The organism is Lysobacter korlensis, assembly GCF_042434515.1.
The window spans coordinates 133,835-157,028 of the sequence record NZ_JBHLTG010000011.1 but is presented as its reverse complement, the minus strand read 5'-3'; the positions used below and the strand labels follow the sequence as shown (position 1 = coordinate 157,028).

Below are 23,194 nucleotides of genomic sequence, written 5' to 3'. Positions count from 1 at the left end.
TCGCCGAACTCGTGCTCGAAGCCGGACTGCTGACCCCCGACGAGGTCGAACGCATCCTCAGACCGGAACGGCTGAGCAACATGGTCCCGTTCACCGGGGTGACGGAGATCTCGGGCGACCTGCCTCCGCAGCGCGCCCCGCTCGACGAGGACCACGCCTAGCAGCTCATACATCCGCAGGTCGCTTCGACAGGCTCAGCGACCGAAGCCGCGCTCGGTCCCTGAGCTCGTCGAAGTGGCGGTGCTGGTCACGTCACCGCGAGCTACTTCTGCGGCTCCATCCTTGGATCTGCTTCTCGCGGACGAACGCCAACTCAACGCTCTCCGATTCCCCGGCATACGCCAGCTCGACGGGTCGTCGCTTCGTGGTGAAGTTGGCTCCGAGTCCCTCGTTGTGCTGACAGATGCGCAGTGCGAGGTCGGTCGTTCCTCAGGCGGGGCGCTCGTCGTCGAGGGGGAGGACCTCGTCGTCGACCAGCTCGACCCGCTCGTCCGGGTCCAGGGTCGCGGGCGGCAGCTCGAGGCCGTCGCCCTCCTCGACGAGGGGCACCTCGCGGTCGTCCTCGAGGTTCGGCTCGAACTCGCGGGGGTCGGCATCGCGGTCCATGTCTGCATCCCCTTTCCAGCCAGTGGCGGACACGGCCAGTGTCCTCCGCTTCAGCCTATGGTCTTCGGGCGCGCCCGCCCAGCGAGGATCCGTCGCCGCCAGCGCTTCCAGGGCAACTGCTCAGGCCAGTTCAGCGCGAAGGTGCGCCTCGCCCTGGCCAGCCGTTTGCGCATCGACGCGGGGTCGCGGAACGGGCGTCCGGAGATGCCGACACGCAGCGCGCGGTCGTAGATCACGTGCTCGGCCGGGTCGATCTGCAGTGCGAAGTCGAGGTCGTCGTGCACCTCCGAGTCGTGCCGGTGCACCGTTCCGCGCACCCGCTCCCAGAGCGACCGGCGGAAGGCCATGTTGGAGCCGAAGAGCGCGGCGTTGGCGAGCGCCCCGCGCACCGTGAAGAAATACATGCGCATGTAGAGGACGGAGGCCAGCACGCGGCGGACGGGGGAGAGGTCGTAGAAGCGTCCGGGGCCCGTGATGGCGACCCGGTCCGGACGCTCGGTGAGCTGACGCTCGATCCGTGCCAGCCAGTCAGCCGGCAGTCGGCAGTCGGCGTCGCAGCGGGCGATCACCTCACCAGTCGCAGCGTCGTACCCGCGCGCCGATGCCGCCCAGATGCCCCGCTCCGGCTCGGTGAGGACCGTTGCGCCGAACGCCCGTGCTATGCCGGCCGAGTCGTCGTCGCTGCCGTTGTCGACCACCAGGATCTCGTCCGCGGGCCGGATCTGGGCGACGGCGGTCTTCAGGCATTCAGCCAGCTGCTCGCCGTCGTTCAGCACCGGGATGACGAGCGAGATCCGCATCAGGCCGGGCCATTTCCGTATGCGTAGGAGCGGTAGATCTCCAGCACCCGATGCAGGTACGCCGTGATCGCGCGCTGCTCGGCGTCGTCGAAGTCCCGAAGAGCGCCGTCGACGGCCTGCACCATCGGTTGGATCACCCCGAGCGCGCGTCGCACTGATTCCGGCTCCGGAACCACCAGCACGCCGCGCCGGTCCTGTTCGTTGGAGCGCCGGGAGACGTGGCCGACCTTGGCGAGCCGGTCGACGATGGTGGTGGCCGCCGCGGTCGTGACCCCGAGACGCGCCGCGATATCGCTCGGGCTGAGCGGTCCGCTTTGGATGAGGTGCTCCATCGCCGCCAGGTCAGTCGGGTTGACCTCGAGTTCCCGTCCGAGCCGGCGCTCGAAGTCCTCGCTGACCGAGAGGAACTCGCGGAGGAGGATCGTCGGCGCCGCGACGTTCCACTGCGGCTGGGATGTCCCCGCGGTTTCGGTTTCCACGATGGAAGTTTACGGTATTGATAGTTAGAGTGTTTAGTTATCAGGCGATTGAATTGATGGGAGTGCGGGATGAGCGGGTTGCGATCGTTCGTGACGAGGGCGCGCACGGCGTGGATCGTGCTGCTCGTCGCCGTGCTCGGCGGGGTGGCGCTGCTCGCGACCGCCCCGACTGGCGAAGGCGGCGCGCCGACCGCCGGTCTCGCGAATGACGTCGAGTCGGTGCTGGCGGACGCGAAGGCCGCCGAGCTCGAGGAGGACGATGGGACGAGCGGGCTCGTCGTGTTCGAAGGTGAGACCGAGTTCGACGACGATCAGCTGGCGGAGCTCGAGGGCCGAGCCGCTGAGCTGGCGGAGCTCTCGAGCGCCGACCGGCTGCCGCCGCTGCAGGTCTCACCCGGCGGCGACGTTGCCCTGCTGATCCTGCCGCTGGACCCCATCGAGAACGTCGACGATCAGGCAGAGCGGGCGGAGGAGATCCGCACGATCGCCTCCGCGGGGCTCGACGGCGTTCGCGTCTACCTGACCGGCGCGGAGGGCTTCGAAGTGGACATCGCCGCGGTCTTCGAGGGCGCGGACTTCACACTGCTGCTGGTCACCGTGCTCATCGTCACCGTGCTGCTGCTCGTCACGTACCGCAGCCCCACGCTGTGGCTCGTGCCGCTCGCCGTGATCGGATTCGCCGACGCCGTGGCGGGAGCCGCTGCCCGCTGGGTGGCCGACCTGCTCGGCGTGACCCTCGACGCGTCCATCACCGGCATCCTGTCGGTGCTGGTCTTCGGAGCGGGCACCAACTACGCGCTGCTGCTGATCGCCCGGTATCGCGACGAGCTGCGTCATGAGGAGGATCGGCGGGAGGCGATGCGTCGGGCGCTCCGCGGGGCGGGTCCCGCGGTGCTCGCCAGCGGCGGGACCGTCGTGCTCGCGCTTCTCACGCTCGTTCTCGCCGAGCTCTCCGGCACCCGCGCGCTCGGCATCGCCTGCGCCGTCGGCGTGCTGCTCGCCATGGGGTTCGCGCTGCTGGCGCTGCCGGCGGCGCTCGTCTCGTTCGGGCGCTGGCTGTTCTGGCCGTACGTGCCCAGGGTCGGGTCCGCGGACACCTCCGAGCGGAGCCCATGGGCGAGGCTCGGCCGCGGGGTGATGCGCCGCCCCGCCGTGGTCGCGGTCGCCGGCGTGGTCGTGCTGGGCGCGCTCGCCTCCGGTGCGCTCTTCATCCAGACCGGGCTCGCGCAGTCCGATCAGTTCCTCGAGCGACCCGACGCCGTCACGGGCCAGGAGGTGCTCGCGGACGCGTTCGACCTCCAGAACGGCACCCCCACCGTGGTGGTGCTGCCGGACGACGACGTGGAGGATGCGGTCGCCGTCCTCGAGCGCATCGACGGCGTCGACGGTGCGGCGCCCACGGCGTCCGCCGGCGGCACGACGCGGATCGACGTGACGCTCGGCGCCCCGGCGGAGAGCGACGCCGCGTTCGCCACCGTCGCAGACATCCGCGCCGAGCTGGACGGTGTCGGCGACGGCAGCGCCCTCGTCGGCGGGGCGGACGCGCAGGCGTTTGACGTGAAGGCGGCCAGCGCCGCGGACCGCGCGCTGCTGATCCCGATCATCCTCGGCGTCGTGCTGCTGGTGCTGCTGGTGCTGCTGCGCGCCCTCGTCGCGCCCGTGCTGCTGCTCGCAACCGTCGTGGCCAGCTTCGCCGCCGCACTCGGAGCGAGCTGGTACCTCTTCCAGTCGGTATTCGGCTTCCCCGCGCTCGACGAGCAGGTGGTGCTGCTGAGCTTCCTGTTCCTCGTCGCCCTCGGCGTGGACTACAACATCTTCCTCGTCACCAGGGCACAGGAGGAGAGCCGCAGCCTCGGCGTGCGGGATGGGATGGTGCGGGCGCTCGCCGCGACCGGCGGGGTGATCACCAGCGCCGGCATCCTGCTGGCCGCGGTGTTCGCGGTGCTGGGGGTGCTGCCGCTGATCGCGCTGACCCAGATCGGCATCATCGTCTGCATCGGCGTGCTGCTCGACACCCTGCTCGTGCGCACCGTGATCGTGCCGGCGCTCGCGTTCCTGTGCGGCGAGAAGTTCTGGTGGCCCCGCCGCCCGCCGAAGACGGGCACCCGGTCGATCAGCTCACCCACGGGGCCGGCTGCGGTGGTCGCGCCGACCAGCGCGGCGATGGCTCCTCAGGATGCGGGGGCGACCCGCAGGAGATAGCCGTCGTCCAGATTGTCGGTGGCGGTGGCGCCGCCCCAGATCAGGATCGCGTCCTCGCCGCCCACGACCGTCGCGCCCTGGCGCTCCGTGCCCGGAACCGTGGGGAGGACTGTCCACTCGAGGGTGCGCGGGTCGAGCAGGTGCCCGCCCACCAGGGTCCGGTCCGCGACGGTCAGGATCCCGCCGGCGAGTCCGCCGCTTGGCGGCGTCGGCAGGTCACGCCACGATGCGTCCGACGGCTCCAGGATGCCGCCGAACGGATAATGCCGGCCCCAGTTGTTCACCTCGCCCCCATCCGCGGAGCCGAGCTCGGGGAACACGATCAGCCCGGCCACCTCGTGTGCGCCCCCGCCGATCACCTCGCCGTCGGGCAGCGTCGTCCATTCGGTGAAGTCGTCGCTCAGGCGAGCGAACCGCGCGACCGCCGGCTTCTCAGACCCGGGGGATTCCACCAGGTCCCGCGCCGTGAGGATCAGCGACCCGTCCACCCACACTCCTTGCCGGTCGAAGCTCGGGCCGAGCGGGTCATCCGGCAGCGGCCGCCACGCGCCGCGGTGCGGGTCGAAGACCGAGTCGCCCGTCACGCCGAACTCGTCGCTGCCCGACATCGCCAGCAGGCGAGTGCCGGCGGCGGTGAGGTGCGGGTACAGGCCAGGTGGCGTCGGCAGGGTCTCCCACGTGTCATCGGCCGGCTGGTACGCCAGAAGCCGGACGGGGCTGTCCTCCAGCCACGGCTCCCCGGTGAGCACGTACAGCGTCCCGTCGACGACGACGGCGTTGCTCCCGCTGACGGGCGCCGGGGCTTCGGCGATGGTCGCCCACTGCGTGATGCTCGGGTCGAACGCGGCGCCGTCCCGGAGCGCCGGATCCTCGGAGGGTGCGCAGTCGGCGTTCGGCGGGCACGGTGGCCCCGTCCAGCCGCCGACCAGCACGAATCTGCCGTCCAGCCACGCGCCGACCGGTTCCCGCCTGGCGGGGAGCGGACTCTGCGGCAGCTGGGACCAGACGCCCGCCAGTCGCTCCGAGGGTGCTTGCGGAGTCGGGGCGGCTGGCTGTGCAGCGCATCCGGCAAGCAGCCCGAGGGCGAGCGTCACCGCCGCGCCGAGCCGCAGCCGTCGATCCATGGGCTCATTGTGGAGCCGATGCGCTGCGCTCGCGACGCTTGACGGTCCTTCGTTGCAAGACCGATGCAGGCGTGGGGCCGGTTCGCCGGCTTGGGGCCGCCTGCGTCAGGCGGGGACTTCGAGCACGACGTCACCCGGTTTCTTGTCCGGCCGCCACCCGCGCCAGCTGGGCTGCCGGAGCCGGCCGGTGTGGGTCCACTCCCCGAACTCCACCTCCGCGACGAGCTCGGGGGAGACCCAGCGCGCGTCGCGGGCGTCGGGCCTCGGGACGTCTCGGACCGCCGGCTCCGCCGTCTCCATCGGCCGCAGCCGTTCCGTGATGGAGTCGAGGTCCTTGTCGCTGAACCCCGTGCCGACCTTCCCGACATAGCGGAGGCCGTGCCCGTCCGGGATGCCGAGCAGCAGCGACCCGACCACATCGCTCCGGCGGCCCTGCCCGGGCTTCCACCCGACCACGATCACCTCCTGGGTGGAGTGGTGCTTGATCTTCACCCAGCTCGACGTCCGCCGCCCGATCACGTAGCTGCTGCGGCGGTCCTTGGCCATGATCCCCTCGAGCCCGAGTTCCCGGCTGCTGCGGATCGCGGCCTCGAGTCCGCCCTGGAACGCGGGCGGAACCTGCACCCGCTTGCTCGGCCGTACGACCTCCACGAGTCGTGCCCGCCGCCCGTCGTATGGGGTGCGAAGCAGGCTCTCGCCGTCGTACTCGAGCAGGTCGAAGAGCAGCAGGTGCACGGGGTAGTCGCGCATCGCCCGCTCGATGTCGGGTCTCCGCGTGAGGTTCATCCGGTTCTGCAGCCGCCCGAAGCTGGGCCGTCCTCGTCCGTCGAGCGCCACGATCTCGCCGTCGAGCACCGCCGGCGCCCCGACCGCGTCGATGACCTCGGCGAGTTCTGGGTAGGTGGCCGTCACGTCGTTCCCATTCCGGGTGAACAGCTTCAGGTCCTGACCGTTCACCTCGACGATCGCCCGGATGCCGTCCCATTTCATCTCGAACGCCCAGTCCACCCGCTTGTCGAGCGACTCGTCCGAACCGAGCGTCGCCAGCATCGGAACGATCGGCCGGGTCGACGCCGAGACCTTCGCCGAGTTCTGGACTTCGGACGCGACTCGACGGCGTTTCGCGTCCGAAGTCCGCGAGTCGGCGGGGGTCTCGGGGTCGTCGTAGGTCTTCATCAAGTGGATGAGCCAGTTGTTCTCGTCTCGCCCGTCGCGTCCGCCGGTGTGGATCAGCGCGTACTTGTGGGTGCCGTGCTTCTCGCCGTGGAGGGTCGCGATGACCTCCCTGCCCTCGCGCCACTTCTCCAGCTCGTACGTGCCGGCATCCCAGATCGTGACGACGCCGCCGCCGTACTCGTCCTTCGGGATGGTGCCCTCGAAGGTGCCGTACTCGAGCGGGTGGTCCTCGGTCTGCACGGCGAGGTGGTTCTGCTTCGGGTCCGTCGGCACGCCGCGGGGGAGTGCCCAGCTGACCAGCACGCCCTCGTGCTCCAGCCGGAAGTCCCAGTGCAGCCGGGAGGCGTGGTGCTCCTGGATGACGAAGCTGTTGCCGCTGCCGGTGGCCGGCACCGCCTCGGGCACCGGCTCCGGTGTCTTCGACGCGTCGCGCATGCTGCGGTACTTCGCGAGCCGGTCGATCGCCTCCGGAGTGCTCTGGAACGTGGCCATGTGCTCCCGGGTCGGCTCGAGCGATGCGAGGTGGCCGCGCGAGAGCCCGGCGAGCGGATCGGGTGCGCTCTCCACCCGGGCCAGCACCTCCTGGTAGGTGAGGTGCGCCAGGTCGGGGGAGTCGAGCTCCACCCACGTGCGCGGCGCCGCCGCCATGGGGTGGGCGCGCCCGCGCAGGGAATACGGCACGATCGTGGTCTTGTTGCCGTTGTTCTGGCTCCAGTCGACGAGCACCTTGCCGCCGCGGAGCGCCTTCTTCATGTCGCTGACGACGAGGTCAGGGTGGTCCGCCTCGAGCGCCCGGGCCAGCTCCTTCGCCACAGCGGACACCTCGTCGCTCGTCAGCTTGCCGTCGACGGCGGCGTACAGGTGGATGCCCTTGCTGCCGCTGGTGACCGGCATCGGGTCGAGCCCCATGCCGGTGAGGATGGTGCGGCAGTACCGGGCGACCTCGGCGCACTCCGGCAGCCCGGCGCCCTCCCCGGGGTCGAGGTCGAGCACCATCCGGTCCGGATTCTTCCGTATGCCGGTACGCCCGAACCGCCACTGCGGAACATGCAGCTCCAGCGCCCCGAGCTGCGCCAGCCAGATGAGCGTCGCGCGGTCGTTGATGAGCGGGTACGCCTTCGCGCCGCTGGAGTGCTCGATGTCGCGGCGCATCACCCAGTCCGGGGTGCCGTCACCGAGGTTCTTCTCGAAGAACACCTGCCCCGGCGCGTCGGCGGTCCCGACTCCGTTCACCCAGCGCTTCCTGGTCGCGGGCCGGTACTCGGCATGCGGGATCAGCACATGCGCCACCCGCGCGTAGTAGTCGAGCACCTCGGCCTTGGTCGTGCCGGTCTCCGGATACATGACCTTGTCGAGGCTCGTCAGCCGGATCCGGTGCTGGTCCACCGTGACGTGCTGCTCGTTCGCCGGGCCTGCCATGGAGTCATTTTGCCGAGACCGTTCAGCAAATCACCAGATACTGCGAGAATAAAGGCGAGTGCACAGCGAAACCCGCCGTGCGTGCGCGAGTGGTCCCGGGCCCGAACCGGCGCCGGCGAGAAGGAGAAGTGGCATGCGATCCATCTGGAAGGGCGCGATCACCTTCGGCTTGGTCAATGTGCCGGTGAAGCTGTACAGCGCCACCGAGGACCACGACATCAAGCTGCACCAGGTGCACGACGAGGACGGTGGCCGCATCCGCTACCAGCGCACCTGCGAGATCGACGGGCAGGTCGTGCCGTACGAGCACATCGCGAAGGCCTACGACGACGGGGACCAGCGGGTCATGATCACCGACGAGGACCTGCAGGCGCTGCCGAGCGAGAAGAGCCGCGAGATCGACGTGGTGGAGTTCGTGCCGGCCGATCAGGTCGACCCGATCATGTTCGAGAAGGCGTACTACCTGGAGCCGGACTCGCGATCGTCGAAGGCGTACGTGCTGCTGCGTCGAACGCTCGAGCAGACCGACCGGGTGGCCATCGTCAAGTTCGCCCTCCGCCAGAAGACGCGCCTCGCCGCCCTTCGGGTGAAGGACGACGTGCTCACCCTGCAGACGCTGCTCTGGGGGGACGAGGTGCGCGAGGCCAAGTTCAAGTCGCTCGATGAGAAGGTCGACATCAGCGACCGGGAGCTGAAGATGTCGGCGGCGCTGGTGAAGGAGTTCGAGGCCGATTTCGAGCCGGAGAAGTTCTCCGACGACTACCAGGAGCAGCTGCGGGAGCTCATCGACGCCAAGCTCGAGAAGGGCGACGCGTTCAGCACGGAGGAGACGTTCGGGGACCGCGCCGCCGAGGAGGAGGGCGGGGAGGTGCTCGACCTCATGGAGGCCCTGCGCCGCAGCGTCGAGCAGAGTCGCGGCGGCGGCACGGCCGCCGAGGACGAGGCACAGGACGAGGCCGAGGACAAGAAGGAAGCCCCGAAGAAGAAGGCGGCTCCGCGAAAGAAGAAGGCCGGCTGAGTCAGGCCCGCCAGAGTTTCCGTTCCGGCCTGGTGCGTCCGGCGGAACGGAGGCAGTAGGCCGAAACGGGAACCCGAGCTCGGGGGTGGTGTGTCAGGTGATCGACCGCGACGAGAACCCGCTCGAGTTCGGCCGCGTTCTCTCCCTGAGCGATGCGGTGTTCGGCCTCGCGATGACGCTGCTCGTGGTGAGCATCGCCATCCCGCCCGGGCTCTCGTCTCCGGTCTTCACGCAGGCGGTCGTCGACCTGCTGCCGCGGGTCGCCATCATGGCGCTGAGCTTCGCGGTCGCGGCGAGCGCCTGGCTCGAGCACCGGCGGCTGTTCGGCAGGCTGCAGCGCATCGACTCGAGCCTGCAGCGGCGGAACTTCCTGCTGCTGGGGCTGGTCGCCCTCATCCCGCTGCCGCACCAGATCCTCGGCTCCTACCCACAGGAGCCGCTTTCATATGTGCTCTACGCGACGGTACTCGCCGCAGTGAACGCGGTGATGGTCTGGCTGGCCGTCCACGCCCGCCGCCGCAACCTGCTCCGCCGCCGCGAGGCCGACGCACATCGCCTGGAGATCGCCCGCGGCGTGCTGGACATCGTCGTCTTCGGGCTCAGCATTCCGCTCGCCTTCCTGCTGGTCGGGTGGACCCCGCTGGTGTGGGTCGCGTTGCTTCCGCTCGAGGTGCTGCTGCGACGGCGGATGCGTCGCCGTTACGCGACCCGCGGAGACTCCCGATAGCGCATCCACGCGCCTCCCGACCGAGCCGTGGCCGGCGCGGCGTAACGAGCGGACACGCGGCGCAACAGTGGGACACGAGGCGCAACACTGTGTCGGGCCCGTTTCCGGGGCGCGTGCCGGCGCCTCTACGTTCGTGCCCATGATCAGCATCGAACGACTGACCAAGGTCTACGGATCCGGCCCGTCAGCCACCGTCGTGCTCGACGGGCTCGACTTCCGCGTCGGCACCGGAGAGATCTTCGCCGTGGTCGGCCCGAGCGGCGCCGGCAAGAGCACGCTCGCCCAGTGCGTCAATCTTCTGGAGCGGCCGACCTCCGGCTCCGTCGTCGTCAACGGCGAGAACCTCTCCCAGCTCAGCGAGCGCCGGCTGCGCGTCGCACGTCGCCGGATCGGCACCATCTTCCAGTCCGACGGCCTGTACGGCCGCCGCACCGCAGCGCAGAACGTCGCCCTGCCGCTCGAGTACCTCGGTGTCACCCCGGCCGAGTCGCGCACGCGGGTCGCCGAGCTGCTCGACCGGGTCGGGCTCTCGTCCCGCGCGGCGCACTACCCGCACCAGCTCTCCGGCGGCCAGCGGCAGCGCGTCGGCATCGCCCGCGCCCTGGCGCTCCGCCCGTCGGTGCTGCTCTCCGACGAGGCGACCTCCGGACTCGACCCGGAGTCGACCGCGTCGATCGTGCGTCTGCTGAAGGAGCTGCGTGACGACCTGGACCTGTCGATCCTCTTCATCACCCACGAGATGGACACGGTGCTGCAGGTTGCAGACTCGGTCGCACGGCTCGAGCACGGCCGGATCACCGAGTCGGGGCGCATCGTCGACCTGCTGCGCAATCCCGACTCGGCGCTCGGCCGCTCCCTGCGGCCCGCCCGCGACGCGGCCGTGGCCACGCCCGGCGCCGGGACCTGGTTCGTGAGCTACACCGGGACGGCGGTGCCCGCCGACTGGGTGCTGCGACTCGCGTCCGAGCTGGATGCCTCGGTGTCGATCCTCGGGGCGTCGATCGAGACGGTCGCCGGGGCGACGGTCGGGCACGCGACGCTCGGCGTCACCCCGTCGGATCCGGGGCGAATCCTCGCCGCGGCCCTGGCGCTTGGACTCCACGCGCGGCCGGTCGGATCCGCACCCGCCGCGACCGGTGTGGCGCCGGAGCTGGAGAGCGTCGCGTGAGCGCCGCGATTCCGGCGCCGCTGGCGAACGGCAATCAGGTGCCGCTCGCCGAGATCCCCGCGCTCGTCCTCCCGGCGCTGCTGGACACGCTGATCATGGTCGGCATCGTCATGGCCATCGTCGTGCTGGTCGGGGTGCCGCTGGGCGCGCTGGTGCACAACCTGGCCCCCGGTGGGCTGTTCGAGAACGCCGCGCTCCATCAGACGCTGAGCTGGATCGTCAGCATCGGCCGGTCGCTGCCGTTCCTCATCCTGATGGCCGCGATCGTGCCGTTCACCCGCTTCGTCACCGGCACCAACATCGGGATCGCCGCCGCCGTGGTGCCCATGTCGATCGCCGGCATCGCGTTCTTCTCCCGCATCGTCGAGAACTCGCTCCGCAGCGTCCCGCCGACCCTGGTGCGAGTGGCGAAGGCCTCCGGGGCTTCGCCGCTGCAGATCATCCGTACGGCGCAGCTGAGCGAGGCGCTGCCGTCCATCGTCGGCGGGCTCACCATCAACACCATCGCGATGATCGAGTATTCCGCGATCGCCGGCACAATCGGCGCGGGCGGCATCGGCTATGTGGCGGTCACCTACGGCTACCAGCGGTTCGACCAGCCGGTCATGCTCGCCACGATCCTGATCCTGGTCGCCACCGTCGCGGTCGTGCAGCTGGCAGGTGACGGCATCGCCCGCTTCACGAATCCGGAGGCGCGACGCGGCGACCGGCGAGCGCGTCTGCGGCCGGCATCCGAGGGTGCCGCGACCGTCTGACCCCGGCTCACCACCGCTCCATCGATCCGGTTCACCGCCACCCTGGCACCCCATTCCGGCGCCGGCGCCTGCCGACCGCCCACTCGAGAGGACACCCATGTCTCAGGACACCGCAACCAGACCCGCACCGCCCACCGGCGGCGACGAGCACGGCTTCGAGCTGAAGCAGCGCAGCCGCTGGCCGTGGATCGCCGGAGGCGTCGTCGCCGTCGCCGGGATCGCGGCGGCGATCGCCGTGCCGCAGCTCACGGCCGCCAAGTCGCCGAACGAGATCGCCGGTGCAACGCTCACCGTCGTCACCGCTGAGGGCAACTCCGCCGAGCAGGCGCTCGTGCAGTTCATCGCCGAGGAGGTCGCGCCGGATCACGGCATCACCGTCGCGTTCAAGGGACTCGCCGACAGCAACACCCTCAATCGCGCCGTCAGCGAGGGGGAGGTCGCCGGCACCATCTATCAGCACAAGCTCTGGCTCGGGCAGGTGCTCGAGGCGAACCCCGACTTCCGCGAGGAGGCCGCGACGCCGGTCTTCCGCTGGGGCTTCGGACTGTGGTCCGACAAGTGGGCGAGCGTCGCCGACGTGCCCGACGGTGCGAAGGTGTCGCTGTATTCGGATCCGGCCAATGAGGCGCAGGGCCTCTGGCTGCTGCAGGAGGCCGGGCTGATAACCCTGCGGGACGGCGCCGAGCCGGGCACCGCCACCCAGGCAGACATCGAGTCGAACCCGAAGAACCTCGAATTCATCCTGCTCGACTTCGCCGCGCAGTCCCGCGCGCTGCCCGACCTCGACCTCGCCGCCGGCTACACCGAGTACTACCTCGCCGCGGGCATCCCGATCGAGCAGCAGATCTTCGCACCGCCGGCTCCGGACGACTTCGCCGGTCAGCTCACGATCGGCAGCGACTGGGCCGACACCGACAACATCAAGAACCTGGTGAAGGCGTTCCAGGACCCGCGGGTGCAGGAGTTCCTCGCCACCGACCCGGCGGTGAAGGACATCCTGCTGCCGCTCGACGCGGAGTAGCCCACCTACTGTTCCCGTTTCGGCTCGATGTGTCCGCCGCGGCAGGCACATCGAGCCGAAACCGGAACACTCGACGCTGTCGCTACATCGGCATCCCGCCCGCCACGTGCAGGATCTCGCCGGTCGTGTAGCTGGCGTCGTCGCTCGCGAAGTAGACGTAGGCGCCCGCCAGCTCCGCCGGCTGCCCCGGACGGCCGAGCGGCGCGTCGGCCCCGAAGTCGGCGAGGTCGTTCGAGTCGTCGGCGTCCGGCTGCAGGTTGGTCCAGACCGGACCCGGGGCGACGCAGTTCACCCGGATGCCCTTCGGCGCGAGCTGCTGCGCCAGCCCCTTCGTGAAGTTCGAGATGGCGGCCTTCGTGGCGGCGTAGTCGAGCTTGTCCGGACTCGGCTGGGTCGCCTGGACGCTGCTCGTCGTGATGATCGATCCGCCGGGCGGGATGTGGGCGAGCGCCGCCTTCGACAGCCAGAACAGCGAGAACGCGTTCGTCCGGAACGTGCGCTCGATCTGCTCCGACTCCAGCTCCAGGATGTCGTCGACGTTGTGCTGGTAGCCGGCGACCATCACGAGCGTGTCGAGCCCGCCGAGATCCGCCACCGCATCCGCCACCAGCTGGACGCATTCGCCCTCGCTCCCGAGATCCGCCTGGTGCGCGAACGCCCGGACGCCCGCCGCTTCGAGGGTGGCGACCGCCTCCTGAGCGCCCTCCTCGTCGGAGTGGTAGGCGATCACCACGTCGGCGCCCTCGCGCCCCATCGCGATCGCCGCCGCCCGGCCGATGCCGGAGTTGCCGCCGGTGAGCAGCACCCTCCTCCCGGCCAGACGACCCGATCCGCGATAGCTCTCCTCGCCGTGGTCGGGCGGCGGCTCGGGCTTGTCGTCCACCACCTTGAACGGCGGACGCGGATACCGCGTGACGGGGTTCTGAAGCGGCTCGGCCATCAGAACGGCTTCCCGCCCGTCACCGGGATCACCGCGCCGGTGATGTACGTGGCATCACGCGAGGCGAGGAACACGTACGCGCCGGCGAGCTCGGCCGGCTGGCCCGCGCGCTCGAGCGGCACGTCCTGCCCGAACTCCGGGAGCTTGTCGGGCCAGCTGGTGCCGGGAATGAGCGGCGTCCAGATCGGGCCGGGTGCGACCGAGTTGACGCGCACGCCCTTCTCGGCCATCTCCTGGGCGAGTCCCTGGGTGAAGGCCACCAGCGCCGCCTTGGTCATCGCGTAGTCGAGCAGCTGCGGCGACGGATTCGACGCCTGGATGGACGTGGTGGTGAGGATCGAGGCGCCCGGCTTCAGATGCGGGGCGGCCGCGCGGGTGATCCACATGTGGCCGTACAGGTTCGTCTTGAACGTCCGGTCCATCTTCGCTGTCTCGAGCTTGTCGATGCTCTCGTGCACATCCTGGAACGCCGCATTCAGCACCACCACGTCGAGGCCGCCGAGCTCCTGCACCGTGCGCTCGACGCTCTCGGTGCAGTACTGCTCCTCGCGGAGGTCGCCGGGCAGCAGCAGGCAGGTCCGGCCTGCCTGCTCGACCCAGCGCTTGGTCTCCTCGGCGTCCTGCTGCTCCTCGGGCTGGTAGATGATCGCGACGTCGGCGCCCTCGCGGGCGAACGCGATGGCGACCGCGCGCCCGATGCCGGAGTCGCCGCCTGTGATGAGCGACTTCATCCCCTCCAGCTTGCCGGAGCCCTCGTACGTCTCTTCGCCGTGGTCGGGCTGTACCCCCTCCATCTCCGTGGTGAGTCCGGGCTGTTCCTGCTCCTGCTTCGGAAAGCCCTCGGTGTGGCCTTCGTCGCGGGGATCCGGCTGCACTTCTGCCATGGGTAGCTCCTTCGGTGGTCGCTTCGGCAAGGGATCCGACCCTCGCGGTTCCCGAAGCTACGCGGCGCGCCTTGGGATGCAACGGGATATCAGCCGCCGCTCAGTGACCTCCCGGAAACCGGTCGGCTCACTCGCCGTGCTCTTCGGCGGCACGCCGTGCCGCCGTCGCGCGCTCCCGGATCTCACGTGCTTGCCGCTCGTCCTCCGCCTGATTGCGCGCGAGGGTGAGGGTGCGCTCGGTCTCGCGCATGGGCATCCGCACGACCTCCTCCGCGCGGATGCCGCGGCGCAGCTGCTTGAGCCGCACGAACTCCGCGTCGACCTCCCCGCCGAGCATCAGCGAGAAGTTCACGATGTAGAGCCACGCCAGCAGCACCAGCGCCCCGCCGAGCCAGCCGTAGAGCCGTCCGTAGTTCGACACGGTCGTCACGTAGACCACGAACCCGGCCGTCGCGAGACCTCCGACGACGAGCGCGCAGGACGCGCCGACGCCGAGCCACCGTTTGCGCTCGTGCCGGACCGTCGGGGTGAAGTGGTAGAGCAGCGCGAAGGTGAACGTCACGAGCGCGGCGAGCACCGGCCACTTGGCGATGTTCCAGGCGGTCACCCACGGCTCACCGACCCCGAGCACCGCGCCGGTGGCGGCGGCGACGCGCGGGGTGATGAGGATGATGGCCCCGAGCGCGGCGAGCAGCACGGCCAGCACGCCGGCGAGGCCGAGCATCAGCAGCCGCATCCGGATGAACGGACGACCCTCCTCCGCCTGGTAGGCGGAGTTCATGGCCCGTCCGAACGCCGCGGCGTACGCGGAGAGCGTCCAGATCGCGAGGACGAGACCCACGACCAGGCCGAGCCCGGGGTACGGCACGGTCAGCAGCTGCTCCAGCGGCGACTCGAGCGTAAGCACGGTGTCGTTCTGCGCCAGCTCCTGGACGATCGCCAGGATGTTCCGGACCGCGTTCCCGTCGTCGACCATGGCGATCGCCGAGACGACGACAAGCGCAGAGGGGAACAGCGAGAGCGCGGAGAAGAAGGTCAGCGCGGCTGCCGAGTCGAAGCCGCGATGGCGGATGAACCCTCGCCAGGATCGGCGGATGACGTACGCCCAGTCGGCGCGGGTGGGACGCCCCACCGCGCTCGTGTCGACCGCGTGGGCGTCGCCGTTCACGGGCGCCGGGCGCGCGGGGCTCTCGCGGGTCACGTCTCTCCGTCGCGCGGCTGGTGCCGGGCCCGGTAGACGGCCGGCACGATAACCCACAGCACGATCACGGTCGCCGCCGAGATGACGGCCGCGGTGATGGCGGCCGGTCGGCTCACCACGACGTCGAAGATGAGCAGGACCACGCCGACCATCAGGGTCGCCACTGTGGCGAGGGTCGCCCGGATGAGGATATGCCCGGTCTGGACGATGCGGCGCTTCGCGCGCTGGCGGAAGAGTGCCCGGTGCAGGCTCACCGGGGCGAGGCCGAGGCCGGTGGCAAGGGCGGCGAGCCCGACGAGCACGAGGTAGACGTTCACCTGGAAGCGGTCGAGGTCCTCGAACCGCGGCTGGAACGCGAGCGTCAGCAGGAATCCGGTGAGGATCTGTGTGCCGGTCTGCGTGACCCGAAGCTCCTGAAGCATCTCGCCCCAGTTGCGGTCGAGCCGCTCGTTCTCCGTCTCGCCTCGGCCGGTGTCGCTGTCGTCCACAGAGGAATCGCTCGTGCTCATGACAGAACGGTAGAGGACAACGGGTCCTCCAGGGCGGCAGCGGCCATCTGGAACGCTGAGAGCCCGCTGGGGGACACCCGAAGCAGCCTGGACGTTCGATCCGAAATCAGGAGTGCTCCGGAGGCGCGGCGTACGGTCGAGATGAGCCCCCAGACGAAAGGACCGGAGGTAGCTTATGAGCACCGTAGAGAAGTCGATCGACGTCAACGTGCCGATCACGATCGCCTACAACCAGTGGACGCAGTTCGAGCAGTTCCCGCGCTTCATGGGAGGCGTGGAGAAGATCACCCAGATCAATGACACCCTCACGCACTGGGAGGTCTCGATCGCCGGCATCGACCGGGAGTTCGACGCTGAGATCACCGAGCAGCACCCGGACGAGCGGATCGCCTGGCGCAGTGTCGACGGCGAATCCCACGCGGGGGTGGTCACGTTCCACCGGGTCGAGGACGCGGTGACGAGGATCAACGTGCAGATCGACTGGAAGCCGAAGGACCTCCTCGAGAAGGTCGGTTCCGTGCTGCAGGTCGACGACATCCAGATCGGCAACGACCTCAAGAACTTCAAGAAGCTGATCGAGTCGCAAGGCGTCGAGGACGGCGCATGGCGGGGGGACGTCGACCGGGCCCCAGACGCCACCGGGCGGTAAGACCCCACCGGGCGGCAGCCCGATCCCGCGCGACGGCCCTACGGAGTGACCACGGGCGTCGCGCGCCAGAGGTGCAGACACACATAGCTGCGCCACGGTGACCAGCGCCGGGCGTGCTGGGCGAGCTCGCGCGGATTCGCGTGGAGCCCCAGCCGCTCGGCGTTCCGTCGTATCACGAGGTCTCCCTCCAGCAGGGTGTCGGGATCGCCGAGCGCGCGCATGGCGAGGTAGCCGGCGGTCCAGACGCCCACGCCCGGCAGGGCGAGGAGCCGTGTCCGTGACTCGCCGAGCGGGGCCGACGCGTCGAGCACGAGTTCGCCCTCCGCCAGCCGCCGCGCCACCTCCACGATCGCGCCCGTCCGCGACGTCGGCCCGCTGAGCACCGCGGGCCCGTCCTCGGCGATTCGGGCGGCGGACGGGAACACGCCGTCCTCCCCGAGCTCCGCCACGAGCCGGCCGAGCACGGTGCGGGCGGAGGCGACCGAGATCTGCTGGCCGATCATCGTGCGGAACAGCGCTTCTTCGAGGTCCGCGACCCCTGGCATCCGGATGCCGGGACGGGCGTCGACGAGCGTCGCCAGCTGTGGATCGGCGCCAAGCGCCTCGTCGATGGCGGCCGAGTCCGCGTCGAGGTCGAACATCCGGCGGATCCGCGCCACGAGGGGCGCCACGTCGGCCACCGCGTCGAGCCGTGCGGAACAACGGATGCCGGGGCGCTCGCCGTCCAGCGTGATGGTGACGTCGGCGAACCCGCGGGGGAGCCGCAGCCGCCGGGAGAATGATGCGCCGTCGCCCGACTCGAGCCCGGGCACCGCGTGGTCGGCGAAGAACCGGAAGAGACCGGCCCCGTCGAACGGTGCGCGGGCCGGCAGCCGGAGCGACACGGTGACTGCCGCTCCCTGCGTGCGGGTGGTCCCGTGCGACAGCGTGCCGGCCGCCGGCCGCCCCGACATGACGCGGCGGCGAAGTTCCCGCGGGCTCTGGTCGTAGACGCTCAGCATCGTGTCGTTGAACTGCCGGATGCTCGAGAACCCTGCCGCGAACGCGATGTCGGCGATCGTCAGATCGGTGGAGACGAGCAGGTCCCGTGCCGTCTGGGCGCGGTGGGCTCGGGCGAGGGCGAGCGGACCCGCTCCGAGCTCCGCGACGAGCACCCGGGTCAGGTGCCGGGGACTGTAGCCGAGCCGCGCTGCGAGGCCGGGAACACCCTCACGCTCGACCAGCCCATCGAGGATCAGGCGCATCGCACGGGAGGCCAGATCATCATGCAGATTCCAGTCGGGCGACCCGGGCACGGCGTCCGGCTGGCACCGCTTGCAGGCGCGCAGGCCGGCCTCGTGGGCCGCTGCGGCCGTGCGGTAGAAGGCCACGTTCGACGGCAGCGGCGTGCGAGCGGCGCAGCTCGGGCGGCAGTAGATCCCCGTCGAGTGCACGCCGGCGAGGAACAAGCCGTCGAACCGCGAGTCCCGTGAGGAGAGCGCGCGGTAGCGGGCGTCGAAGACGGCGTCGGGGGCGCCCGGCCGGGCGCTCCCGCGAGGGCGGGCGGTGGTCGGCATGCTCCAAGGCTGACACGATCACGGCACCCGAACCAGCGGGAATCGGACATGGCTGCGGCGCCCGGCTGACACCCGTGATTCGGCCCGCCAATAGGCTGAAGCCATGACGACGGCCGTCCTCTCTCACCTCTCGCAGCTGCGGTCCGCGCTGCGCCTCGACGCGGACGGAGCCGCGGGCGGCCTCCAGGTGCTCTCGACGGATCCGGCGGAGCTCGAGATCGTGCGCGCCGACAAGTCGGGACACGCCTCGAGCGCCGCGCCGATCGGGATCGTCCATGCGCGGAGCATCGACGACGTGCAGGCGACGCTCCGCGTGGCCAACGCGCTCGGCATCCCGGTGGTGACCCGGGGGGCGGGAACCGGTCTGGCCGGCGGCGCCATCGCTGGGGCCGGCGAGCTGGTGCTCTCCACGCTGCGGATGAATCGGGTGCTGGAGATCAGCGTCGACGATGAGCTCGCCGTGGTTGAGCCGGGGGTGCTGAACGGGGATCTCAACGCCCAGCTGGTTCCGCACGGACTGTGGTTCGCCCCCGACCCGGCCAGCCGGGCGATCTCGACCATCGGCGGCAACATCGCCACGAACGCGGGCGGGCTGCTCTGCGCCAAGTACGGCGTGACCCGCGAGGCCGTTCTGGGTTTGAAGATCGTGACGGCGGCCGGCGACCTGCTCTCGCTCGGTCACCGCACCGTGAAGGGCGTCACCGGGTTCGACCTCACCGCGCTGCTGATCGGCTCGGAGGGCACGCTCGGGGTCATCGTCGAGGCGACTGTCAAGCTTCGGCCGCTCCCCGCCGGCCCGGTCGCGACGATCGGGGCGTACTTCGAGACCGTCGAGCAGGCGGCGCGGGCTTCGGCGGTGATCACCGCATCCCGGCTGAAGCCGGCGATCATGGAGATCCTCGACGCCCGGGCGCTCGACGCGATCGACGCCTACCTCGGGCTGGCGCTCGGCGGGCGCGGCGCCTATCTGCTGGTGCAGTTCGACGGTCTCGGGGCGCCGCAGGAGGCGGATCAGGCCGTGCCGATCATCCGCTCGCTCGGCGGGGACGCGACCCTCTCGCGGGATCCGGAGGAGGGGGAGCGCCTTTTCGCCATCCGGCGCTCATTCCATCCCGCGATGGAGCGGCAGGGCACCGTGCTGATCGAGGACGTGTCCGTGCCGCGCAGCCGGCTTCCCGCGATGTTCGCGGCCGTCACCGACATCGAGCGCCGTTTCGATGTCACCATCGCCACGGTGGCGCACGCGGGGGACGGGAACCTTCATCCCAACTTCGTCTTCCCCGGCAGCGAGGTGCCGCCGAAGGTGTGGGAGGCGGCGGACGAGCTGTTCCGCACGTGCCTGCGGCTCGGCGGCACGTTGACGGGAGAGCACGGCGTCGGTCTGCTGAAGCGGCGATGGCTGCGCGAGGAGCTCGGCGACGTGCAGTTCGAACTGCAGCACAAGATCAAGCGGCTGTTCGACCCGAACGACATCCTCAACCCCGGCAAGGTGTTCTGACCGGCGCAAGCCGCGCCCCGAGAACGACGGGCCATGACCGCGTTCGTGTCGGATGAGCGCGAAGCTTCACGGCCATTCGACGGAGGCGCGATCATCGCCTGCCTTTCGAGGCCCGGCGGCACTCGGAATACTGCCCGGTCATCGGCGGTTTACCCAGGTGAGATGAACACAGAGCACCCCAGCACGCGTCCCGGCCACAGGCCGCGGCGCGATACGGCGGCGCTCCCGAATGCAGAGCCGGCGGCGCAGCGACCGGTCGCGCGGCGCCCCCAAGGTGCCGACGTGCGGGTGCGGATCCTCGGCGTCGGCTCGATGGCGGTGGGGTCCGTCGAGGCGATGGGGGCCCACTCGGTGGGCTTCGCGCGCGGCGACCGGGTCGCCTTCCCGCTGAATCGGGAGGAACGCGCGGTGCTCACTGCCGAGGATGAGGCGGGCGGCATGGGATCAGTCGTCGTGAGCGCCGAACGGCTGCTCGGTGTGCCGCGGGATGTCGGCACCGAGCAGGCAGCGCGGCTGCTCGCTCCCGGCCTGGTGACGCGTGTTCTGCTGCGACAGCTGCGGCCGATCCGCACGGGCGACGGTGTGCGGGTGGATCTCGAGCCTGGCGTCGTCCGCGCCGTCGTCGCGGCCTGGGCCACGGCGCTCGGGGCGACGCTGGACGACGGCTCGAGCCCGGTCGACGTGATCCTCGACGAGGAGTCGCTGCGCGAGGCGCATGCGATCGCGTTCCGTCGCGGTCATCTGCAGGTCGGCTCAGCGGACGTGTTCGCGGCGATCCGCGACGGCGTGTTCGACGACGTGCTGGACACCGTCGCGACGGGCCGACAAGCCGCCGCCTGACGGCCGGCTCCGGGACACGGGAGGCCTCCCGTCCGAAGCCGGCGTGCCGGCGGGCGCTAGTGTCGCAGGGTGACGGACGCCGCGACGACGCTTCTGACGGCCCTCGGTGCGCTCACGATGGTCGCACTCGGGCTGCAGGGTGCAGACCTGGTCACCCTGGTGGTCGAGGACTCGGCGCGTCGCCGGAACGCGCGGGACACCGCTCCCGGACGAGCCACCCGGCAGTTCTGGTCCGTGATCGTCCCCGGCCTCGCCGCCCTGCTGCTCGCCGTCGGTGTCGACCTCGCCGCCAGGCTGATGATGGGCGGTGACGTGCTGGTCGGCATCGGTCTGATCGCCCCACTCGCCCTCGTGCTCATCGCCGTGGTCGCTGTGGCAGTCCTCGTGCAGCAGCGGGAACCCGTCGACGGGTTCGCCCTCCTCGAGCGTCGCCTCGCCGACGTGCCGCCGACGGCGCGGCCGAATCGCACCGAGGTGGACGGCTGGCAGCGCGAGCTCGTCGATCTCGACGGCCGCTATGCGCTGCGCCCGGCGCGCCGCCCGGCCTGGCTGTCGTGGCGCCTGGCGCCGGCGATCGTGCCGGCCGCCTTCCTCAGCGTCGCCGGCTGGGGCGCCGGAACGGGGGTCCCCGGCGCACCGGTCTGGCTGTCCATCGCCGTGCTGGGGCTTGCCGGGAGCGTCGCGCTCGGCATCGTCGCGGACCGCTTCGCCGCGCGCGCGCGACTGCAGGCCGCCCGGGCGCGGGCGATGAGCCGTATCGAGATCGTCCGCATGCTGCAAGACCTCGAGCGGAGGTCGCTGCGCCGAGTCCCCGGATTCGGAGACCGGGTCGCGAGGGCGCTGGCCATCCTCCGTGAACAGCAGAAACCCGGTTCCCAGCCTCCGCGCGATCGTTAGGGTGGGCCCATGACGAGCCCCGACCGCGGTGCGCCCACCGCTGCCGCCGTTCTCGGCCCCGCCGGGTCGCCCGCCCCCCTGCCCGACGTCGCCCCCGCCGACGTCCGCCGAGAGACCGCCCAGGCGCCCCCGCCGGTGGCGGTCGCCCCGCGTCGCCCTCGCCGGGCCGGAGCGGTCATCGGGGCATCGATCGGCATCGCGCTCGGTGCGGCGGCGCTGCTCTTCGTGCTGCTGTACATGATGCTGGCCCTCGGCCCGGGCCTCGTGGTCGCGGGCGGCGTCATGGCGTTCATCCCACTGCTCATCGTGCTGCTCGGGCTTCGCTGGATCGACCGCTGGGAGCCGGAACCGCGATCCGCGTTGATCTTCGCATTCCTCTGGGGCGCCGGTGTGTCCGTGCTGCTGGCCCTCCTCGTCGACGCGGAGATCCAGGGGATGATCGCCTCGTCGGGCGGTGATCCGGCGGCGTTCGAGTTCGTCGGCGCCGCGGTGCAGGCTCCGGTCGTCGAGGAGTTCGGCAAAGGCCTCGGCCTGCTGCTGCTGTTCTGGTTCGGCCGCAGGCACTTCGACGGGCCGGTCGACGGGATCGTCTACGCGGCTGCCGTCGGGGCGGGGTTCGCCTTCACCGAGAACATCCAGTACTTCGGGATCGCGCTGGCGCAGTCGAACGGCAGCATCGCCGGTGTCGGCGAGATCTTCGTCATCCGCGGGCTGATGTCACCATTCGCCCATGTGATGTTCACGGCCTTCACCGGACTCGCGCTCGGCATCGCCGCGCGGAGGGCGAATGGGTTCCTCGGCGTGTTCTACTTCCTGCTCGGCCTGATCCCAGCGGTGCTGCTGCACGCGTTCTGGAACGGCGCCCTGTTCTTCGTCTACGACTTCTATGGCTATTACGCGCTGATCCAGGTGCCCATCTTCCTGATGGTCGTCGGCCTCGTCGTGCTGCTGCGGCGCGCGGAGGCGGCCCTCACCCGTCAGCGGCTGGCGGAGTACGCGGCCGTGGGGTGGTTCGCGCCGGAGGAGGTCACGGCGCTCGCGACGCCCGCCGGCCGGCGCACGGCCATGAGCTGGGCGCGCCCGCGCGGGCTCGGAAGGGTCATGAAACGCTACATCCGCGACGCCACCAGGCTCGCGTTCGCCCGCCACCGGATCGTGACCGGTCGCGCCCACATCGGTGCGCAGGCCGACGAATCGGCGCTGCTCGCATCGATCCTGGAGTCCCGCCGGGCACTACGCGGGCCCGCTGCGCCCGCTGTCTGAGCGCCAGGACGACCCCTCGCTCCACAGACTCGACGCCCAGTGGCGCGGCACTGCCTGCGGCTCTACTGGGCGTCGAGTTGATCTGGGAACACTCTCGCACCGCGCCCACGTGCCGTCAATGGCCGCACAGACGATGTTCGGATTTCCCCGCGTGTCGCGACCGCAACCCTCAACTTCTTAATGAGAGTTACCCCTGAGGGGCAACAGCACAGGGGGAATTTCGTGGGCCGTCATGGTGGTCGCAATGGATGGACGCGCTCTCGCGCCCGGCACAGGGGGCCGGGGGTGGTCGAGCGCGCCGCCCGGCACAGCCAGTATGCGGCGATCCGCCTCGCGGTCGCGGCAACGCTGATCGCGATGGTGGTGTGGACCACGCCGAACTTCGAGCAGCGGGTCTAGCGCGTCACTTCGACGGGCTCAGTACAAGCACTTCGGCCGCGGGCCGGCCGATCGGGGGGTCGG

Annotated in this window: 21 protein-coding genes and 1 pseudogene; 11 read left to right on the top strand and 11 right to left on the bottom strand. The window is 70.6% G+C overall.

The annotated features are described in order from the left end of the window. Positions 1-252 precede the first annotated feature (252 nt). The 4 genes and pseudogenes from ACFFGH_RS30695 to ACFFGH_RS30680 form a co-directional block, all read right to left on the bottom strand. Positions 253-414: pseudogene (locus ACFFGH_RS30695) on the bottom strand (GIY-YIG nuclease family protein); the annotation flags it as partial. 15 nt (positions 415-429) lie between these two features. Next, positions 430-606, bottom strand: a complete 177-nt coding sequence (locus tag ACFFGH_RS30690; RefSeq protein WP_386676041.1) for a hypothetical protein — start codon at positions 604-606, stop codon at positions 430-432. A 50-nt stretch (positions 607-656) separates the two neighbouring features. Then, on the bottom strand, positions 657-1,406 hold the full coding sequence (locus ACFFGH_RS30685) for a glycosyltransferase family 2 protein (protein WP_386676039.1): 750 nt from the start codon (positions 1,404-1,406) through the stop codon (positions 657-659). Next, on the bottom strand, positions 1,406-1,885 hold the full coding sequence (locus tag ACFFGH_RS30680) for a MarR family winged helix-turn-helix transcriptional regulator (protein WP_386676037.1): 480 nt from the start codon (positions 1,883-1,885) through the stop codon (positions 1,406-1,408). The genes ACFFGH_RS30685 and ACFFGH_RS30680 overlap by 1 nt, the downstream gene beginning before the upstream one ends. 69 nt (positions 1,886-1,954) lie before the next feature. Here ACFFGH_RS30680 and ACFFGH_RS30675 point away from each other — a divergent pair, with 69 nt between their 5' ends. Further along, the gene (locus ACFFGH_RS30675; protein WP_386676035.1) at positions 1,955-4,087 is read left to right on the top strand and encodes an MMPL family transporter; all 2,133 of its coding nucleotides are present in this window, start codon (positions 1,955-1,957) and stop codon (positions 4,085-4,087) included. Here the strand turns inward: ACFFGH_RS30675 and ACFFGH_RS30670 are convergent. Both ACFFGH_RS30670 and ACFFGH_RS30665 read right to left on the bottom strand, forming a co-directional pair. Then, positions 4,057-5,211, bottom strand: coding sequence for a Kelch repeat-containing protein (locus ACFFGH_RS30670; protein ID WP_386676032.1), 1,155 nt, complete (start codon positions 5,209-5,211; stop codon positions 4,057-4,059). The two genes, ACFFGH_RS30675 and ACFFGH_RS30670, sit on opposite strands and share 31 nt — an antisense overlap. Before the next feature lie 105 nt (positions 5,212-5,316). Beyond that, positions 5,317-7,806, bottom strand: a complete 2,490-nt coding sequence (locus tag ACFFGH_RS30665) for an ATP-dependent DNA ligase (RefSeq protein WP_386676030.1) — start codon at positions 7,804-7,806, stop codon at positions 5,317-5,319. Between the two features lie 133 nt (positions 7,807-7,939). On the opposite strand from ACFFGH_RS30665, the gene ku reads away from it, so the two are divergent. The 5 genes from ku (at position 7,940) to ACFFGH_RS30640 (ending at position 12,495) form a co-directional block, all read left to right on the top strand. Beyond that, positions 7,940-8,824 (top strand): non-homologous end joining protein Ku, encoded by an 885-nt coding sequence (ku, locus tag ACFFGH_RS30660; RefSeq protein WP_386676028.1) that lies wholly within the window; start codon positions 7,940-7,942, stop codon positions 8,822-8,824. Positions 8,825-8,921: 97 nt separating this feature from the next. After that, positions 8,922-9,551 carry a TMEM175 family protein gene (locus tag ACFFGH_RS30655; protein WP_386676026.1) on the top strand — a complete coding sequence of 210 codons (630 nt, stop codon included), beginning with the start codon at positions 8,922-8,924 and terminating at the stop codon, positions 9,549-9,551. Positions 9,552-9,690: 139 nt separating this feature from the next. Continuing rightward, positions 9,691-10,719 (top strand): methionine ABC transporter ATP-binding protein, encoded by a 1,029-nt coding sequence (locus tag ACFFGH_RS30650; RefSeq protein WP_386676024.1) that lies wholly within the window; start codon positions 9,691-9,693, stop codon positions 10,717-10,719. Further along, positions 10,716-11,474 (top strand): methionine ABC transporter permease, encoded by a 759-nt coding sequence (locus ACFFGH_RS30645; protein WP_386676022.1) that lies wholly within the window; start codon positions 10,716-10,718, stop codon positions 11,472-11,474. Before ACFFGH_RS30650 ends, ACFFGH_RS30645 begins: the two co-directional genes overlap by 4 nt. Before the next feature lie 97 nt (positions 11,475-11,571). Then, the gene (locus ACFFGH_RS30640) at positions 11,572-12,495 is read left to right on the top strand and encodes a MetQ/NlpA family ABC transporter substrate-binding protein (RefSeq protein WP_386676019.1); all 924 of its coding nucleotides are present in this window, start codon (positions 11,572-11,574) and stop codon (positions 12,493-12,495) included. An 82-nt stretch (positions 12,496-12,577) separates the two neighbouring features. Here the strand turns inward: ACFFGH_RS30640 and ACFFGH_RS30635 are convergent, their stop codons facing one another. From ACFFGH_RS30635 to ACFFGH_RS30620, 4 genes are all read right to left on the bottom strand, one after another. Next, a complete protein-coding gene (locus ACFFGH_RS30635) occupies positions 12,578-13,435 on the bottom strand; it encodes an SDR family oxidoreductase (protein WP_386676017.1) in 858 nt (285 codons plus the stop codon). Next, complete coding sequence (locus ACFFGH_RS30630) at positions 13,435-14,319, bottom strand: SDR family oxidoreductase (protein WP_386676015.1); 885 nt, start codon at positions 14,317-14,319, stop codon at positions 13,435-13,437. Before ACFFGH_RS30630 ends, ACFFGH_RS30635 begins: the two co-directional genes overlap by 1 nt. Before the next feature lie 127 nt (positions 14,320-14,446). Next, positions 14,447-15,520 (bottom strand): YihY/virulence factor BrkB family protein, encoded by a 1,074-nt coding sequence (locus ACFFGH_RS30625; protein WP_386676013.1) that lies wholly within the window; start codon positions 15,518-15,520, stop codon positions 14,447-14,449. Continuing rightward, complete coding sequence (locus ACFFGH_RS30620) at positions 15,517-16,029, bottom strand: DUF6328 family protein (protein WP_386676011.1); 513 nt, start codon at positions 16,027-16,029, stop codon at positions 15,517-15,519. The genes ACFFGH_RS30625 and ACFFGH_RS30620 overlap by 4 nt, the downstream gene beginning before the upstream one ends. 175 nt (positions 16,030-16,204) lie before the next feature. Here ACFFGH_RS30620 and ACFFGH_RS30615 point away from each other — a divergent pair, with 175 nt between their 5' ends. Further along, positions 16,205-16,678: an SRPBCC family protein gene (locus ACFFGH_RS30615; protein WP_386676009.1), complete on the top strand. Its 474-nt coding sequence runs from the start codon at positions 16,205-16,207 to the stop codon at positions 16,676-16,678. A 38-nt stretch (positions 16,679-16,716) separates the two neighbouring features. On the opposite strand, the gene ACFFGH_RS30610 is transcribed toward ACFFGH_RS30615, so the two are convergent. Beyond that, complete coding sequence (locus ACFFGH_RS30610) at positions 16,717-18,234, bottom strand: AlkA N-terminal domain-containing protein (protein WP_386676006.1); 1,518 nt, start codon at positions 18,232-18,234, stop codon at positions 16,717-16,719. Between the two features lie 103 nt (positions 18,235-18,337). On the opposite strand from ACFFGH_RS30610, the gene ACFFGH_RS30605 reads away from it, so the two are divergent. The 4 genes from ACFFGH_RS30605 to ACFFGH_RS30590 all read left to right on the top strand — a co-directional run bounded on the left by ACFFGH_RS30605 (position 18,338) and on the right by ACFFGH_RS30590 (position 22,732). Further along, the gene (locus ACFFGH_RS30605) at positions 18,338-19,732 is read left to right on the top strand and encodes an FAD-binding oxidoreductase (RefSeq protein ID WP_386676004.1); all 1,395 of its coding nucleotides are present in this window, start codon (positions 18,338-18,340) and stop codon (positions 19,730-19,732) included. A 162-nt stretch (positions 19,733-19,894) separates the two neighbouring features. Beyond that, on the top strand, positions 19,895-20,572 hold the full coding sequence (locus ACFFGH_RS30600) for an MDR/zinc-dependent alcohol dehydrogenase-like family protein (RefSeq protein WP_386676002.1): 678 nt from the start codon (positions 19,895-19,897) through the stop codon (positions 20,570-20,572). Between the two features lie 69 nt (positions 20,573-20,641). Further along, positions 20,642-21,469 (top strand): hypothetical protein, encoded by an 828-nt coding sequence (locus tag ACFFGH_RS30595; protein WP_386676000.1) that lies wholly within the window; start codon positions 20,642-20,644, stop codon positions 21,467-21,469. Between the two features lie 9 nt (positions 21,470-21,478). Then, on the top strand, positions 21,479-22,732 hold the full coding sequence (locus tag ACFFGH_RS30590) for a PrsW family intramembrane metalloprotease (RefSeq protein ID WP_386675998.1): 1,254 nt from the start codon (positions 21,479-21,481) through the stop codon (positions 22,730-22,732). Positions 22,733-23,194 lie beyond the last annotated feature (462 nt).

Bases quoted from the DNA above. Each gene is read 5' to 3' on its own strand.
- ACFFGH_RS30685 (WP_386676039.1), bottom strand. From the start codon at position 1,406: ATGCGGATCTCGCTCGTCATCCCGGTGCTGAACGACGGCGAGCAGCTG.
- ACFFGH_RS30635 (WP_386676017.1), bottom strand. From the start codon at position 13,435: ATGGCCGAGCCGCTTCAGAACCCCGTCACGCGGTATCCGCGTCCGCCG.
- ACFFGH_RS30650 (WP_386676024.1), top strand. From the start codon at position 9,691: ATGATCAGCATCGAACGACTGACCAAGGTCTACGGATCCGGCCCGTCA.
- ACFFGH_RS30610 (WP_386676006.1), bottom strand. From the start codon at position 18,234: ATGCCGACCACCGCCCGCCCTCGCGGGAGCGCCCGGCCGGGCGCCCCC.
- ACFFGH_RS30605 (WP_386676004.1), top strand. From the start codon at position 18,338: ATGACGACGGCCGTCCTCTCTCACCTCTCGCAGCTGCGGTCCGCGCTG.
- ACFFGH_RS30665 (WP_386676030.1), bottom strand. From the start codon at position 7,806: ATGGCAGGCCCGGCGAACGAGCAGCACGTCACGGTGGACCAGCACCGG.
- ACFFGH_RS30590 (WP_386675998.1), top strand. From the start codon at position 21,479: ATGACGAGCCCCGACCGCGGTGCGCCCACCGCTGCCGCCGTTCTCGGC.
- ACFFGH_RS30640 (WP_386676019.1), top strand. From the start codon at position 11,572: ATGTCTCAGGACACCGCAACCAGACCCGCACCGCCCACCGGCGGCGAC.
- ACFFGH_RS30620 (WP_386676011.1), bottom strand. From the start codon at position 16,029: ATGAGCACGAGCGATTCCTCTGTGGACGACAGCGACACCGGCCGAGGC.
- ACFFGH_RS30690 (WP_386676041.1), bottom strand. From the start codon at position 606: ATGGACCGCGATGCCGACCCCCGCGAGTTCGAGCCGAACCTCGAGGAC.
- ACFFGH_RS30675 (WP_386676035.1), top strand. From the start codon at position 1,955: ATGAGCGGGTTGCGATCGTTCGTGACGAGGGCGCGCACGGCGTGGATC.
- ACFFGH_RS30670 (WP_386676032.1), bottom strand. From the start codon at position 5,211: ATGGATCGACGGCTGCGGCTCGGCGCGGCGGTGACGCTCGCCCTCGGG.
- ku (WP_386676028.1), top strand. From the start codon at position 7,940: ATGCGATCCATCTGGAAGGGCGCGATCACCTTCGGCTTGGTCAATGTG.
- ACFFGH_RS30630 (WP_386676015.1), bottom strand. From the start codon at position 14,319: ATGGCAGAAGTGCAGCCGGATCCCCGCGACGAAGGCCACACCGAGGGC.
- ACFFGH_RS30615 (WP_386676009.1), top strand. From the start codon at position 16,205: ATGAGCACCGTAGAGAAGTCGATCGACGTCAACGTGCCGATCACGATC.
- ACFFGH_RS30600 (WP_386676002.1), top strand. From the start codon at position 19,895: ATGAACACAGAGCACCCCAGCACGCGTCCCGGCCACAGGCCGCGGCGC.